Origin of the sequence: Mesorhizobium sp. M2A.F.Ca.ET.043.02.1.1, from assembly GCF_003952405.1 — a bacterium.
Taxonomy (GTDB): domain Bacteria; phylum Pseudomonadota; class Alphaproteobacteria; order Rhizobiales; family Rhizobiaceae; genus Mesorhizobium.
The window spans coordinates 5,061,446-5,076,013 of sequence record NZ_CP034445.1 but is presented as its reverse complement, the minus strand read 5'-3'; the positions used below and the strand labels follow the sequence as shown (position 1 = coordinate 5,076,013).

Annotated in this window: 16 protein-coding genes and 1 pseudogene; 4 read left to right on the top strand and 13 right to left on the bottom strand. The window is 64.8% G+C overall.

The window, feature by feature from the left end; all coding sequences use genetic code 11:
* Positions 1 to 145: 145 nt before the first annotated feature.
* The 7 genes from EJ068_RS24065 to EJ068_RS24035 all read right to left on the bottom strand — a co-directional run bounded on the left by EJ068_RS24065 (position 146) and on the right by EJ068_RS24035 (position 7,012).
* Positions 146 to 802 (bottom strand): methionine ABC transporter permease, encoded by a 657-nt coding sequence (locus EJ068_RS24065; RefSeq protein ID WP_042638989.1) that lies wholly within the window; start codon positions 800 to 802, stop codon positions 146 to 148.
* A complete protein-coding gene (locus EJ068_RS24060) occupies positions 783 to 1,874 on the bottom strand; it encodes a methionine ABC transporter ATP-binding protein (protein WP_129554902.1) in 1,092 nt (363 codons plus the stop codon). Before EJ068_RS24060 ends, EJ068_RS24065 begins: the two co-directional genes overlap by 20 nt.
* Positions 1,875 to 1,957: 83 nt before the next feature.
* Positions 1,958 to 2,809, bottom strand: a complete 852-nt coding sequence (locus tag EJ068_RS24055) for a MetQ/NlpA family lipoprotein (protein ID WP_127252991.1) — start codon at positions 2,807 to 2,809, stop codon at positions 1,958 to 1,960.
* Between the two features lie 313 nt (positions 2,810 to 3,122).
* Entirely contained in the window at positions 3,123 to 3,920 is a 798-nt protein-coding gene (locus tag EJ068_RS24050) for an amino acid racemase (RefSeq protein ID WP_127252990.1), read from the bottom strand.
* Complete coding sequence (locus tag EJ068_RS24045) at positions 3,917 to 5,254, bottom strand: cation:dicarboxylase symporter family transporter (protein ID WP_245463211.1); 1,338 nt, start codon at positions 5,252 to 5,254, stop codon at positions 3,917 to 3,919. The genes EJ068_RS24050 and EJ068_RS24045 overlap by 4 nt, the downstream gene beginning before the upstream one ends.
* Positions 5,255 to 5,283: 29 nt before the next feature.
* The gene (locus tag EJ068_RS24040) at positions 5,284 to 6,120 is read right to left on the bottom strand and encodes a transporter substrate-binding domain-containing protein (protein WP_189342594.1); all 837 of its coding nucleotides are present in this window, start codon (positions 6,118 to 6,120) and stop codon (positions 5,284 to 5,286) included.
* Positions 6,121 to 6,322: 202 nt separating this feature from the next.
* Positions 6,323 to 7,012 (bottom strand): SDR family NAD(P)-dependent oxidoreductase, encoded by a 690-nt coding sequence (locus tag EJ068_RS24035; RefSeq protein ID WP_127252988.1) that lies wholly within the window; start codon positions 7,010 to 7,012, stop codon positions 6,323 to 6,325.
* Positions 7,013 to 7,202: 190 nt separating this feature from the next.
* Here EJ068_RS24035 and EJ068_RS24030 point away from each other — a divergent pair, with 190 nt between their 5' ends.
* Entirely contained in the window at positions 7,203 to 8,318 is a 1,116-nt protein-coding gene (locus tag EJ068_RS24030; RefSeq protein ID WP_127386204.1) for an anhydro-N-acetylmuramic acid kinase, read from the top strand.
* Positions 8,319 to 8,376: 58 nt separating this feature from the next.
* On the opposite strand, the gene EJ068_RS24025 is transcribed toward EJ068_RS24030, so the two are convergent.
* Positions 8,377 to 8,799, bottom strand: coding sequence for a GNAT family N-acetyltransferase (locus EJ068_RS24025; protein ID WP_127249269.1), 423 nt, complete (start codon positions 8,797 to 8,799; stop codon positions 8,377 to 8,379).
* 58 nt (positions 8,800 to 8,857) lie between these two features.
* Positions 8,858 to 10,042, bottom strand: coding sequence for an MFS transporter (locus tag EJ068_RS24020; protein WP_127249270.1), 1,185 nt, complete (start codon positions 10,040 to 10,042; stop codon positions 8,858 to 8,860).
* A 48-nt stretch (positions 10,043 to 10,090) separates the two neighbouring features.
* On the opposite strand from EJ068_RS24020, the gene EJ068_RS24015 reads away from it, so the two are divergent.
* Positions 10,091 to 10,630 carry an Lrp/AsnC family transcriptional regulator gene (locus EJ068_RS24015; protein ID WP_126078718.1) on the top strand — a complete coding sequence of 180 codons (540 nt, stop codon included), beginning with the start codon at positions 10,091 to 10,093 and terminating at the stop codon, positions 10,628 to 10,630.
* On the opposite strand, the gene EJ068_RS24010 is transcribed toward EJ068_RS24015, so the two are convergent.
* Positions 10,627 to 11,130: a hypothetical protein gene (locus EJ068_RS24010; protein WP_127249271.1), complete on the bottom strand. Its 504-nt coding sequence runs from the start codon at positions 11,128 to 11,130 to the stop codon at positions 10,627 to 10,629. The two genes, EJ068_RS24015 and EJ068_RS24010, sit on opposite strands and share 4 nt — an antisense overlap.
* A 9-nt stretch (positions 11,131 to 11,139) precedes the next feature.
* Positions 11,140 to 11,970 carry a class I SAM-dependent methyltransferase gene (locus EJ068_RS24005; RefSeq protein ID WP_127249272.1) on the bottom strand — a complete coding sequence of 277 codons (831 nt, stop codon included), beginning with the start codon at positions 11,968 to 11,970 and terminating at the stop codon, positions 11,140 to 11,142.
* Between the two features lie 85 nt (positions 11,971 to 12,055).
* On the opposite strand from EJ068_RS24005, the gene EJ068_RS24000 reads away from it, so the two are divergent.
* Positions 12,056 to 13,009, top strand: coding sequence for a LysR family transcriptional regulator (locus EJ068_RS24000; RefSeq protein WP_127249273.1), 954 nt, complete (start codon positions 12,056 to 12,058; stop codon positions 13,007 to 13,009).
* A gap of 90 nt (positions 13,010 to 13,099) precedes the next feature.
* Positions 13,100 to 13,219, top strand: a pseudogene (locus EJ068_RS33460) (GlxA family transcriptional regulator); the annotation flags it as partial.
* 15 nt (positions 13,220 to 13,234) lie between these two features.
* Here the strand turns inward: EJ068_RS33460 and EJ068_RS23990 are convergent.
* Both EJ068_RS23990 and EJ068_RS23985 read right to left on the bottom strand, forming a co-directional pair.
* Positions 13,235 to 13,537 (bottom strand): hypothetical protein, encoded by a 303-nt coding sequence (locus EJ068_RS23990; RefSeq protein WP_245463210.1) that lies wholly within the window; start codon positions 13,535 to 13,537, stop codon positions 13,235 to 13,237.
* Between the two features lie 97 nt (positions 13,538 to 13,634).
* Positions 13,635 to 14,486, bottom strand: coding sequence for a helix-turn-helix transcriptional regulator (locus tag EJ068_RS23985; protein ID WP_127249274.1), 852 nt, complete (start codon positions 14,484 to 14,486; stop codon positions 13,635 to 13,637).
* Between the last annotated feature and the right edge of the window lie 82 nt (positions 14,487 to 14,568).

Sequence of the window (14,568 nt, the reverse complement as noted above, 5' to 3'; positions counted from 1 at the left end):
GTAACTCTTTGTTTTAGCTCCCCATCGCACGATGACATGCGTGTCATTGCCGGTGAAGAAACACACCGAACAATCTCATTGCAAACGCAGCATACCAGCGCTCAATTCCCGGCTTTTGCGGCAAATTGCGTTCGGATGCCGCACATCATCCGCGATGATCCAGACGAGCGACCAGCCGGTCGCCGATCCACTGGATGCCGCAGACGAGCACGATGAGCACGATGACAACGGCGACCATGACGCTGGTTTCGAAGCGCTGATAGCCGTAGCGGATGGCGAGATCGCCGAGACCGCCGGCGCCGATGGCGCCGGCCATGGCCGAGGCGCCGACCAGCGTCACCAGCGTCACGGTAAAGCCGGCGACGATGCCCGGCAGCGCCTCCGGCACCAGCACCTCGCGGATGATCGTCCAGCGGTTGCCGCCCATGGCGCGCGCCGCCTCGATCAACCCGTGGTCCACCTCGCGCAGCGACACTTCGGCAATGCGCGCGTAATAGGGCGTCGCCGCGATCGACAGCGGCACGATCGCCGCCCAGGTACCGATCGAGGTGCCGACGATCAGCCGCGTCACCGGGATCAGCGCCACCAGCAGGATGATGAACGGCACCGAACGGAAGCCATTGATGACGGCGCCAAGGATGCGGTTGACCCAAAGGCTTTCGGCGATGCCGCCGCGATCGGTGGCGACCAGGGCAAGGCCGAGCGGCAGGCCGAAGACAAGCGAGATCAGACCGGACGCGCCGGTCATCAGCACCGTCTCCCAGATCGAACGAAGCAGGAGTTCAAACAGGACCGGCGACATGGCCAAGCACCTCCACCCGCGCGCCGCGGTTCTTCAGGAAAGCGATAACCGCCGCCAGATGGGCAGCGTCGGCTCCAGGGAGCGCCACGAACAACGTGCCGACCGGCTGCTGCTGCACATGGTCAATGCCGCCATGCACAAGCCGGAACGCGCCGTGCACGCTGGCGCCAAGCTCGGACAGCAGCGGGCGACGCGCCGCCTCGCCGGCGACGTCGATCCGGAGGATCGTTTCCGCCCCTTCGCCCGGAACCAGCCGGCTGGCAATCTCGGGCGGCAGTTGCGGCCGGATGCCGCCGAGCAGGCTGCGGGTGATCTCCGACTTCGGATCGGCGAAGACCTGCCAGACGGCGCCCTCCTCGACGATCCGGCCGGCATCGATCACCGCCACTCGATCGGCGATGGAGCGGATCACCTCCATCTCATGCGTGATCAGCAGGATGCTGAGGCCGAGCCTGGAATTGATGTCCTTGAGCAGCGCCAGGATCGAGCGCGTCGTTTCCGGATCGAGCGCCGATGTCGCCTCATCCGACAAGAGCAGCGCCGGCCGCGCGGCCAAAGCCCTGGCGATGCCGACGCGCTGCTTCTGGCCGCCCGACAGCGAAGCGGGATAGGCCTTGGCTTTCTCCGACAGGCCGACGAGTTGCAGCAGCTCGGCCGCGCGGGCCACACGCTCGGCGCGCGGGCGTCCTTCGATCTTGAGCGGCAGCGCGACATTGTCCTCGACGGTCTTGGCCGACAAGAGATTGAAATGCTGGAACACCATGCCGATGCGGCGGCGCAGCGGCTGCAGCTCGCGCTCGCCGAGGCGGCTGATCTCGCGCCCCTCGATGAAGACCTCGCCGGAATCCGGCCGCTCCAGCCCGTTCAGACAGCGGATCAGCGTCGACTTGCCGGCGCCGCTGCGGCCGATGATACCGAGGATCTCGCCCTTCTTCACGGTCAGCGAGACGCCGTCGAGCGCCGCCGTCGCGCCGAAGCGGCGCTTCAGATCGACGAGGCGGACAACGTCTTCCCGCCCGGTCGGCTCGACGCGGACCGGATCGGCAAGTCCGGCGGTGACGTGCTGGTTCATCTCTGTTTCCGTTTCAGTGCCACGCAAACGCGACGGCGGCCCGCTCAACAGCGGACCGCCCATTTCTGCCAACCATGCGCCGGTCAATAGGCGCTGATCCCGGTGCCCTTGTAGACCTTGTCGAACTCGGCCTTGACCGTCTCATTTTGGTAGGAGGCGACCAGCGTCTTCACCCAGGGCTCGTTCTTGCTTCCGATCTTGACCGCGATGAAGTTGCGGTAGGGATTGTCGGCCACCGGCTCCTGCGCGATGCGGTTTTCCGGGCCGAGGCCGCTCTTCAGCGCCCAGTCGGTGTTGACGACCGCGGCGTCAAGATCGTCGACCGAGCGGCCGACGATGCCGGCGTCGAGCTCCTTGATCTCGAGCTTCTTCGGGTTGTCGGCAATGTCGGCGGTCGTCGCCAGGATGCCGGTGCCGTCTTTCAGCTTGATCAGGCCCTCATGCTCCAGCACGTGCAGCGCGCGGCCCTCGTTGGACGGGTCGTTGGGCAGGCCGATGACAGCGCCTTCCGGCAGGTCGGCGACCTTGGCATGCTTCTTCGAATAAAGCCCTATCGGCCAGACGCCGGTATAGCCAACCGGCACGATGTGGTAGCCTTGCGTCTTGATCTGGTTGTCGAGATACGGCTTGTGCTGGAAGGCGTTGGCGTCGATCTCGCCCCGCTCCAGCGCCTCGTTGGGCTGGGTGTAATCGTTGAAGACGACTGTCTCGATGGTCAGCCCTTTCTTGGCCGCCTCGGCGGTGACGACGCGCCAGACATCCTCATCCTCGCCGCTGATGATGCCGACCTTGATCGCCTTCTTCTCCTCGGCGAAGGACGACGACGGCGCGTTGAGGCCGATGACGGCCAATGTCGTGGCGAGAAGCGCCGCCAGTCCGGCGCGCCTGGTGGTTGACGTAACGAGAGAATTTGAAGCGTTGCCGGGTTCGGACATGATGCGTTCCTTGCAATCCTGAAATCATTTGGGCCTGGCGGGATGCGAAGCCTTGATATCAAGCATCACCAATGCTGCCGGCTCGGGCAAAGAAGCGCATTTCCTCTCGGACGGGAGGCGGAAAATATTCTCTCAAAGATTTTATGACTTGGAGCACATCGGCCGCTGGCAAGCGGATATCGACGGCAAGGCGATGGAAACTTGCGCGTCTAAAGCTCGTCGCGCCGAACCGGATTCTGGCGACGCGGCCTTAAGTCTTTGTTTGATGCATGTCGTTGTCCCAGAACCGCTGCACAGTTCTGGGCGCCATGCATTAGGAAGCCCGCCGGGTGACACGCAAGGACGGCCGGCCGTCTGCCGGCAGCGACGAGACGGTGGGCAGGCCTCGCGCTTCCTGCACAGGGTAGCCCAACCGTTGCAGGCTGGCCCGCGCCAGCGCCGCATTGCTGTCGACGACGACCAGTCCGTTCGTGTCGCCGAGGCTGGCTGCCACGACGGACAGTTCGGTGCAGCCAAGTAGGGCGACATCTGCGCCGGCCATTTGCGCGAGATGAAGCGCGCGCTCGGTCTCGGCCGCGGCTTGCGCGATCGAACCGGCCTTGACGAGCATGATCGCGCTGTCGACGCGTTCCTGAAACTCGGCATCCTGCGGAAGGCAGAGGTCGAAGCCCGCCGCCGCTATCCTGTGCTGATAGAAACCGGAAACCAGGGTGCCCCGGGTTGCGAGGTTCGCCACCCTGCCCCGGTCCAGGCCGCGGCGGATTTCCGCCACCACCGCGTCGCCGATATGGATGATCTCGGCTGACGAGTTCGCCGCCAGCTTGTCGTACCAATGATGGGCGGTGTTGCAGGGCATGGCGATGCAGGCAACGCCGAGCGCGTTGAGCGTCGAGACCGCAGCGGTCAGCGGGGCCAGCGGCCCGTCATGGTTGCTGAGGATCGCTTCGGTCCTGTCGGGCAGCTGCGGCACGCTGAGGATGACGGAAGGCACATGCTCGTTGTCGCGCAGCGCCTCGGTCATCCGTGTCAGCTTGAAATAGAAGTCGGCCGACGCCAGCGGCCCGAGGCCGCCAATGATGCCGAGCTGCGGACGGATGGCGTCGTCGATCATCGGGCGGGCTCGGCTTCGAGACCTTGCGCGACGGTTTCGGCGCTCTGCACCGTCTCCCTATGGCTGGGTGCGATCATTGCCGTGCTTGCCGCCACGGTGGAGACGCTGGACAGCGTCATCAGCGTGTCCACGGCCGCGTCCACCGCGACGAACAGGGCGAATGCCGCCTCGAAGGGAAGCTTCAGATAGCCGCAGACGATGGACATCTGCGAGAGGATGAGCAGGCTGCCCATGCCGCCTGTCGTCAGCGCCAGAAGCGCGGAGACGACGCCGACAAGCATGAGGTCCGGGATCGCCAGCTGATGGCCGTAGAGCTGGGCAATGAACAGGGCGCCGGATGTGTAGACCAGCGCCGGCCCGGTCCGCAGCAGCGCCGCCTGCAGCGGCACGAGCAGCTCGACCACCACCAGGTTGAAGCGCAGCCGCTCGCTCAAAAGATTGATGACCCAGGGCAGCGACGCGACGGTGGAGCGCGTCGTGATGGCAACCATCAGAAGCGGCTGAAGGGTCTTGATCGTGGCCCAGTAGCTTCGCCGCGACCTGATGGCGATAATCGCGAACGCGCCGGCGAGGAATGTCAGGCAGGAAAGGCCCATCACCAGCAGATAGCCGCCCATCAGCATCAGCGGCTTGGTGCCGGTCGACGCGGTCTGGTCGGCGATCAGGACGAAGGTTGCGAAGGGCAGTCCCCAGACGAACCAGTTGGTCAGCACCGTGCAGGCCCGATACACCGCGTGGAGCGCCTGTGAGAGGCTCAGCGACGAGGGCTGGGGAATCTTGCCCATCGCCAGCCCGAAAAGCAGGCAAAACAAGAGGACCTGGATGGTCTGGCCCGAGGCCAGCGCGTTGAAAACGTTGTTCGGCACCAGGTCCAGGAAGATCGAATGTCCGCCGTTCGGATCGGCGGTGGGAGGTGGCGGCTGGAACGGGAAGGCGAGATCGGTGGAGACGCTGCCTTGCGAATTGATGAATTCGCCGAGCTCGATGCGCGACTGTGGGTTCTCGATCTGGCCCGGCTTGAGGATCAGCGAATAGGTGCCGCTGACCAGCACGGCGAGAAACGACACGACCAACACGGCTATACCCACCTTACCGAGATAGCGGACCGATTTCGGGTCCTGAACCATGGCTGTGATCGAGAAGATGACGGACGAGACCAGGTAAGGCAGGACGACCATCTTGAGGAAATTCAGGTAGACCTGCGCCACGGGGCTGATCGCATGGGCGAAGGTCGGGTAGTACAGTCCGCACAGAATCCCGGCCAGGATCATGATGATCGTCGTCAACGGCGAGCGCAGGATGCGCTTTGCCGCCAGGCGCCAATCGAGAGGCATGGGTGCGGCTGCATCCGAGACGGCCATTGTCAGGCTTTGCTCCCCTGGCGATAGCGCGCAATGATCTCGTCGGTGTTGAGGACCTGCTGACCCCTTGCCAGATCGAGATAGAGATCGACAAAGGCCGCGAGATGCGGATTGGCCGGGCTGACGCCGACCGCGATTGTGTCGACCTTGTCCGTCAGCGTGATCGAGCGCGCGACGACAGTCATCGACGGGTCATCGACCATCAGCTTCTTGATCTCGAAATCATCGCGATAAGCAAGGTCGATCGTGCCATTGCGGATCGCGTCGATGACCGTGTTCCAGCCCGCGAAGCGCTGGATCGTGGCGTGCGGGAAAGTGGCCGCCGCATACGTGGCGAAGGACGAGCCTTCGATCACGCCGAGATCGCCGGAGAAATCGCGGATGATCTGTTCGGGCGGCTTGCCTTGCGTGATGCGCGCCAGGTTCACGCGATTGGCGAGCAGCCCCTGATGCAGCATGGCATAAGGGCGTGAATAGAGGATCGAGCGGCCGCGCTGAAGCGTGCGGCTGAGCTTGCCGATCGCCAGGTCCGCCTGACCGGAGATCAGTTTTTGCACCATGCCATCGAAGGTCACGGCGGACCGGTCGAACACGGATTCGACGCCAAGCTCGGCGGCTATGCCGCGCGCAAGGTCCATGTCGATACCCTTGTCGCCTGAGCCGTCGGCCGGAAAGAAAGGATCGGAGGCGAAAGCCGGCATGGCGATGCGCAGCTTGTTGTCGCTCACGATGGGTTTTGGAGCGTCTTGCGCCTTGGCCGGCGTGGCCATGGCTTGCGCCTGCGCGACCAGCAGCCCTCCGCCTCCGGCTGCAAACAGCGTGCGACGTGTAAGCGGCATGCCCATTCTCAATTCGCGCAGGAGAGCCGGACAACAGATCTGACCAATCCGCAGTATGCACGCCGAAGTTAAGTAAAGGTATCTTTTATTTTTCCCCTTTTTACATTGCAGATCGCTAAAATGGCATCATCAAATATGCAGATCTTCTAAAATAGCGCAGCCCGCGGCGGGGCGCGTTGTTGAAGAGTCCTGTAGTGGGTCGTCAGAACGTCTCGACCCAAGGTCTCAGCTCGACCTCGAAGCTCCAGGCGCTGCGATGCTGGCGATGGATCGCAAGGTAGGTCTCGGCGATCGCGTCGGGCGAGAGGCGGCGGTCCGGGCGGTCGGGCTCTGGCGCCTGTCCGGCCGGCTCGATCTGGCCGTCGATGATGAAATGCGCAACATGAATGTTCTTCGGGGAAAGCTCGCGCGCCATCGATTGCGCCAGCCCGCGCAGGCCGAATTTCGGCATGGCGAAGCCGGCCGAGCCGGAAAAGCCCTTGAGGCTCGCCGTGGCGCCGGTGAACAGGATCGACCCCGAGCCGCGCGCCAAGAGCCGGTGCGCCGCCTGCTGGCCGACCAGGAAGCCGCCATAAGCGCCGACAAGCAAAGCTTGCTTGACCGCCTCGGGATCGAGGTCGGCGATCGGCCCGCGTGTGCGGCCGCTGGCGTTGAAGACCGCGATCTCGAGCGGGCCTGCCTTGTCGGCCGTCTCGAACAGCCGCTCGACGGAGGCCGCGTCCGACACATCGGTTTCGACGGCCAGCGCGCCGGTTTCCTTCGCCAGCGTCGCCAATTTGTCGACATTGCGCGCGGCAAGGACGACGCGGAAGCCCTCCCTGGCGAGAAGCCGCGCCAGCGAGGCGCTGAGCCCGGAGCCGGCGCCCGCGATCACTGCGATATTGGCTGCCATGGCATTTTCTCCTTGAGACAGGTCGGCAACGGTCGTGCAGGCTCGCGCCTTCGGCGGCAAGAGGCAAGAACGTGGTTGCTCGATTTTCGCCATTTGGCGCAAAAGGCCGCCGGCAAGGGCGAGCCGAAAGACTTGCCTGCCGCGCCGATCCGTCCGACACGTGGTTGGACGACGATTAGGGAACAAGACCATGGAACCAATCTGGGCCGTCGGGCTGATGACCGGCACGGTGCTCGACGGCAACATCGACGTGGCGCTGATCAAGACGGATGGTGAGCGCATCGCCGACACCGGCACATACACGCTGGCCCCTTACCCGCAATCAATCCGCGCCTTGCTCGAAGAGACGCTGCGCCAAGCCCGCGCCTGGAATTTCGAGGGAGCGGAGCCGGCGATTTTTCGCGAGGCAGAGGAGGCGCTGACGCGGGCGCAGTCGGCGGCGGTCAAGGATCTGGTCGAGAGCCAGGGCATGCGCATGGCCGAGATCGGCGTCGTCGGCTTCCACGGCCAGACGGTGCTGCATCGCGCGCCGCAGCCGGGGCGGATCGGTCGCACGCGCCAGCTCGGCGATGGCGAGCTGATGGCTTCGCTGCTCGGCACCAAGGTGGCCTATGACTTCCGCTCGGCGGATGTCGCGGCGGGCGGGCAAGGCGCGCCTCTTGCGGCCGCCTATCATGCAGCGCTGCTCAAGGAAGCCGATCCGAGCGGCAACACCGCCGTGCTCAATCTCGGCGGGGTCGGCAACATCACCTGGTGGGACGGCAAGGACAATATCGTCGCCTTCGACACCGGGCCGGCCAATGCGCCGGTCAATGATTTCATCAAGGCGAAGCGCCTCGGCGAGATGGACCGCGACGGCAGGCTGGCGGCTGCCGGCAGGGTCGATGAGGAACGGCTCGCCAGGCTCTTGCAGCATCCCTACCTGACGAAGCCCTACCCGAAATCGCTCGACCGCTTCGACTTCACCGCGGCGATGGCCGAGGGGCTGAACGCCGAGGACGGCGCGGCGACGCTGACGGCCTTCACTGTGTCGGCCGTGGGCAAGGCGCTCGACCTGTTGCCGCGCCGGCCGAAGCGGCTGGCGGTCAGCGGCGGCGGCCGCCATAACCGGACGATGATGGCGATGCTCGAAAGCCGCGCCGGGGTCGAAGTGGTGCAGGCCGAGACGCTTGGCTGGCAGGGCGACGCGGTGGAAGCGGAGTGCTTCGCTTTCCTCGCCGTACGCGTGCTGCGCGGCCTTCCGATCAGCTTTCCGAGCACCACCGGCGCGCCAGAGCCGATGCGCGGCGGAAAGCTCGCGGGGTAGTCTTTAGTTTTTGCGCAATTCCGGACGGAGAACCGCTCCACAATTCCCTGGAATTGCTCTAAGGCAGCTTCTTCTGCAGGAAGACGCGGCGGCGGCCGATCGGGAAATCCGGCAATTCGCCGAACGGCTGGTAGCCCTGACGCCGATAGACCTTTTCGGCAATTGGATTGAACGTGTCGATCCAGGCGCCATGGCACCCGCGCGCGACAGCTTCCTGTTCGGCGGCGTCGAGCATGCCGGCGGCAACGCCTTTTCCGCGCAGCCTTTCGTCTACCCACAGCCACTGCACGTAAAGCCAGCCCCAGGCGGTGTAGCCGGATATGCCGGCAACGACGGCGTCATGCTCGTCGAGCACGAAGACAACGAGAGGCTTCCGGCCTGAGGGCCCGACGTCATCATCATTGAAAGCGGTGAGACTTTCGCCCAGGAAAGCAAGGTCCCGCGGCAGGGGCTCGGCGGTGATCTCGAGCGTCGTCTTCATCGGCTGCGACTCCGGTTCGCAAGCCAGCCTTAGCGAAGGTGTGAACGCAGATGCAAGCCTATTGCCGGGTGGACGACCGCCATGCCGCCGCGCCCGCCGCCACCAGCATCAATCCAGCGGCGACCAGGGCGCAGTTGGCGAAGCCGAGGCTCGTGTAGAGCGGGCCGAAGCCTGCCGTGCCGACGGTGACGGCGAGATAGGTGACCGCGCTGTTCAGGCCCATAATGGTGCCGCGCCGCGACGGGTCGAGCGCGGTGAGGCGCATGACCAGCACGTTCAGCCCGAAATGGTTGGCCAAGCCCCAGACGGCGATCGTCGCGATCAACGGGCCGAAGGCGGTGCTGGCCAGCGCGATCGCGACATAGACGGCGGCGACCAGCAGATAGGCGAAGGGCATGACGCGGCGCGCCCCGAGCCGATCGATGACGCCATCCAGCAAGGCGGCCGCGCCGAAGCCCAGGCCATAGGCGACCGCCGCCAGGCCATTGGCGCTTACCGGCTCGCCGAGGGCTTCATGGAGATGATCGCCAAGATAGCCATAGACGCCATAGAAGGCGGTCATGAAGGCGCCGCAGGCAATGAGCAGCGGCAGAATGCCGGGAACAGCGAGCGCGCCGAGCGGCGACGGCGCGGGACCGCTTTTCCTGGTGTCGTGCAGAGAGCTCATCGCCAGGCCGGCAACAGCTGCTGCCGCCAGCAACGCCACCGCCGCGAAGACGGCCCGCCAATGGATGAGATCGGCGAGCACCGCGGACAGCGAGACGCCGGCGACCATCGAGAGCGTCCAGCCGGTCAGCACGACACCGATGGTGCCGCTCTCGCGGCCGGGCGGCGCGATCGCGGCCGAACTGGCGTAGATCGCCGGCATGGCGATGCCGGCGGCAATGCCGGCGACGAGCTGGGCCGCCACCAACGTCGTCACCCTCGGCGCCAACGCGCTGGCGACCAGCGCCAGGGCCAGCAACAACAACGCACCCTGCAACATGCGGCGCGCGCCGATGCGGTCGATGTAGCGGGCAAGGAAGAGCGCGCTGGCCGATGTGCCGAGGCCGAAGGCGGCGGCAGCCGTCATCACCGCCGGCACGCTGGCGCCGAACGACGCCGCGACGGCAGGCGCGATCGGTCCCAGAACCAGCGAATTAGAACCGATGACGGCGATGCAGCCGGTCAGCAGATAGGCGGCGGCCGGAATCGGCGCGCGCGGCGCCGCGGTTATAAAAGCTGATTGATTGCTGTTCGACATATCATCATAATGGCCGAATTAAATTCCGCATCAAAGGAGAATTTCCATATGGACGCAGAAACAGATGACATTCAGCGGAACAAGCAACCGGCCCGCGAGATCGACCCGATCGACCGAAAGATATTAGGCGTTCTCGTCGAGGACGCGACCATCAGCTACGCCGATCTGGGCGAGCGCGTCGGCCTGTCGCCGCCGGCGGCGCATGAGCGGGTCAAGCGGCTGAAGCGCAGCGGCGCCATCCGCGCCACCTCGGCGATCATCGATCCAAGGGCGGTGAAGAAGCCGCTGCTCGCCTTCGTGCATATCGACACAAGGGGCTGGGGCAAGACGCCGGAGCTGATGGCGGTCTCCAAATATCCGGAGGTCGAGGAGATCCATACGGTTGCCGGCGACACCTGCATGCTGCTCAAGGTGCGCACAGAGGACACGCGGGCGCTCGAAGGCCTGCTCGCCCGTCTCTACGACACGCCCGGCGTCACCTCGACGCGCAGCTACGTCGTGCTGTCGACCTATCTCGAGCGCCCGGTGCAGCCCGAAATCACGGGCGAATGGCCTGCGCCCAAGCATATGGCAAATCCCATGTATTAGGCCGTTGCCGGCTGATGGCGCCTCGAACGCGCCAGCAGATAGAAGGCCGCGACATGCGTGATCATCAGCAGCGGCACGTAGATGACCGGGATCACGTAGGTCGCGCCCAACTGGCCGGCATGGCCGGGAAGGTCGAGCATGACGCCATGATAGTAATCGCCGACAAGGTCGATCACGCCCACGACATTGAAGGCGACGACGAGCAGCCAGAAGATCGCGGGCCGCTTCGCCGCGAGCAACGCCAGCATGGCGAGCAGGCCGGTGGCGAAGTCGCCATAGGCTGCGAAGCTTGCGAAACCAGGAGCAAGGTCGGGGCCGACAACGCCCGGGATGAGGAAGACGAGCCCGAAGAAGCGGAAGCTGTGCAGAGTGGCGATGGCGCGCTGCGCTTCTACCGGTTCCATCGATCTCAGCCAGGGCCAGATGTAGGCGGCGAAGCAAAGCAGCCATGGCACGTAGCCGAGCCCAAGTTGGATGTTCAGGATCATCGCCGGTGACATCCGCACCTCCTATAAAGCCTTGGTGGGAAAGGCTTTGAACACTGCTGTCAGAATGCCCAGCCGCCCTTCCATGAGATTGCGCCCGAGATTGCTGGTGAGTTCGGCGAAACCCTGCCCCATGACGACTCCGAGATTGAGCGACGGCGGACCGGAGGCGCGGAGTTCGGCGAACCAGGCCTTGGCTATGGCCGTGTCGTCGCGGCGGACCAGCGTGCCGAAGCCGGCGGCTTCAACCGCCTCGCAAGTCGCTTCGGCGGTCAGCAGGAAGCTTTCGCCCGGCGTCTTCGCCCACGGCACCGGATAAAGAGGATCGCCGCCATTCAGCACGACGTCGAAGGTGGCGAATTTTCCGCCGGGTTTCAGCACGCGCCTGATCTCGCGGTAGAGCAGCGGCCGATCGGCGATGTTCATCGCCACGTGCTGCAACAGTGCGGCGTCGAAGCGGCCGTCCTCGAAGGGCAGCGCCAGCGCGCTGCCGGTCTCGAACGACACGCTGCCGTCCTGCCCGGTCCGCGCGGTCAGATAGCGCGCGGCCTCGACGAAGGGCTCGCTGAGATCGACGCCGGTCACCTTGCAGCCAAAGGTCGCCTCCAGGAAGCGAGCTGGCCCGCCAACGCCCGACCCGACGTCGAGCACCGACATGTCGGCGCTGATGACCGCCAGATTAGCGAGCTCGGCCGTCGCGGCGAGCCCGCGGGTGTGGAACTGGTCTAGCGTCGCCAGTTGTTCAGGCCGCAGCCGCTGTTCCTCAGACCCCGACACCGCCAGCGCGGTCTTCAATCGATCGGTCAGGCCGGTCGCACGGTAGTGATCGCGCACGCGATCAAGTTCGTCGGTCATTGCCACTTCCCTTCAGGGCTTCCAAGCCATGCAAGAGATACGACCGCTTTCGGCCAACGACTATCCGCGATAATGTCGATGGGTCATGAAGCAGAACTTCACAGTCAGGCATGGCGCGCTCGACGGCGTCGAGGCCTTCTTGAGTGTCGCGAAACACCGCAATTTCCGCAAGGCGGCGGCCGAGCTTGCCGTCACCCCGTCAGCGACCAGCCAGGCGATACGCACGCTGGAGGCGCGCATCGGGGCCGCGCTCTTCATCCGCACGACGCGCAGCGTGGGTCTCACCGAAGCCGGCGAACGCTTTTTCGCGCGCGCCCGGCCGGCCTTCGAGGAGTTGATCGCCGCGAGCGAGATCGCCCGCGGGATGGGCGAGCGGCCGGCCGGGCTGTTGCGCCTTTCAGTGCCGCCGGCCGTGGTGCCGGTGCTGCTGGAGCCGGTGATCGCCTCCTTCTGCCAGGCCTATCCCGAGATCGAGCTGGAGATCGTCGCCAGCGGCGAGCTGGCCGATCTCGCCGCCGAAGGCTTCGATGCCGGCATCCGCATAGGCGATCTGATCGCGCCCGACATGGTCGCGGTGCGGCTGACGCCGTCCTTCCCGATGGTAGTGGTCGGCAGTCCCGACTATCTGCGCCGGCGCGCAGCGCCGGAGCGTATCGAGGATTTGCGTGACCATGCCTGCCTGCGCCTGCGTCGCTCGAACGGTTCGGTCGCGCCCTGGTCCTTGGTCGACGGCAACAAGGCTGTCGAGGCGATCGTCTCCGGACCGCTGATCGCGCATGACTATCCGTCGTTGCTCGGCGCGGCGATCCAGGGTGTGGGGCTGGCGCAGGTGCCGAGCCCAATCGCCGAAGCGCCGATCGCCGACGGGCGCCTGCAGGCGCTGCTCGGCCGCTTCGCAGTGACCACACCGGGCGTTTTTCTCTATTACCCGGAACGGCACCAGGTGCTGCCGAAGCTGCGCGCTTTCATCGACCATATCAGGCAGCCGGGCGGCGCAGAGGCTTCCGCGAAGCGATCGGGCAGACAGCGGCAAAGCTGACGCTTAAATCCGACGGTTTACTGGGCCGGCTGTGTCCGAGATATTTGAGCTGCATGCATGGTTGGAAGCGGCGCGCAGGCTGTGGACGCGCCACTCGACCGCATCGCCGGGGAAACCGGCTTCGGCGATCTCGGCCGCATGCGTCGCGCTTTCATGAGGAGCTTAGGTCAGCCACCGCAGGCGCTCAGGCGCGCGGCGGTCCGAAGGTGACCGCCTCGAAAACCCTTATGCTAGCATTCTGCGGATCTCATTGCGTTTTTCTTCGGACAGACCCGATAGCAAATTCTCGTCCAGATATCCTTTCCGGATGAGAATTGCGAAAACCATCGTCAGCTGCGAATAGCGATAGTCGAACGTCCGGTCCAAATCTCGACGTTGCTCCTTCAGATAGCCCTCGACCTCCCACATTTCGGAGGCCGTGGTCGCAGCGTTCGCCCGTCTTTTGAATTCGGCCATGATGCTGGCCAGTGCCCTCTCAAGAGCCTTGTCATAGGCAGCACGGGCAACTTTCTTTCGGAAGGCGACCAACTGGGCTCATTCAAGGTCATAGACATCTTCCACGAAGGAGTCGGACGGCGGATATTACCCTAACCGGATTGCCTTTGTGCCTGTTTCATGGTGGCTATCACTTTGCGGCGCGAGACGCGATCAGCGATTGAATGCGTTCCGCATCCGCCTGCGTCGCGGGATTGTAGACGATCATGCCGAGCTCCGGACGACCGTCAACCGCAAAGACCGAGAACTCCAACTCGATCCGTCCGATCTCGGGATGCCGCAGGCGCTTCACGCCTTCGCCATATGCCGGGACGACATCATTGTCGCGCCAGAGCGCGGCGAATTCGGGGCTGATCCGGCAAAGCTCCTCGACGAGCTGGGTGATTTCCGCGCCCGCTCCGGCCCTGGTGGCATCCGCTCTGAAAGATCCAACCACGAAACGCGCGACGCTCTGCCAATCGTCCTGCTTGTCGCGCACGCGCGGGTTGCCGAACATCAGGCGCAGGATGTTGCGCTGCTCGCGCGGCAGCTTGGAATAGTCGGTCAGCATCGCCGCGGCGGCGCGATTCCAGGCCACCACATCCCATGTCGCGGTCTTGATGATTGCCGGGCTGGGGTCCAAGGCATCGAGGACGCGCTGCAGGCGCGGCGTGACGCTGTCGACGTTTTTGTAACGAACTTCCGGCGGCCGCCCGAGACCCAGCATGAACAGGTGCTCGCGTTCGGGCTCGGTCAACATCAGCCCGGTGGCGATGCGGTTCAGCACATCGGCGGACGGCGCGCCGCCCCGCCCCTGCTCCAGCCAGGTGTACCAGGTCGGGGAGATATTGGCGCGCTGCGCCACCTCTTCTCGCCGCAGCCCCGGTGTGCGCCGGCGACCCGTGGCGAAGCCGAAGGCCGCCGGATCGAGACGCATGCGGCGATCACGAAGAAAGGCGCCCAGCTTGTTGGTCGTCTCCTTGTTGGCGGTCGCTAGGGGCATTGCCATCCTGTTGGCTTTTATACCATGATAAAGTCACTACTTTAACAGAATGAGTTATAGCGCAAATAAGGCCTCCGAACAA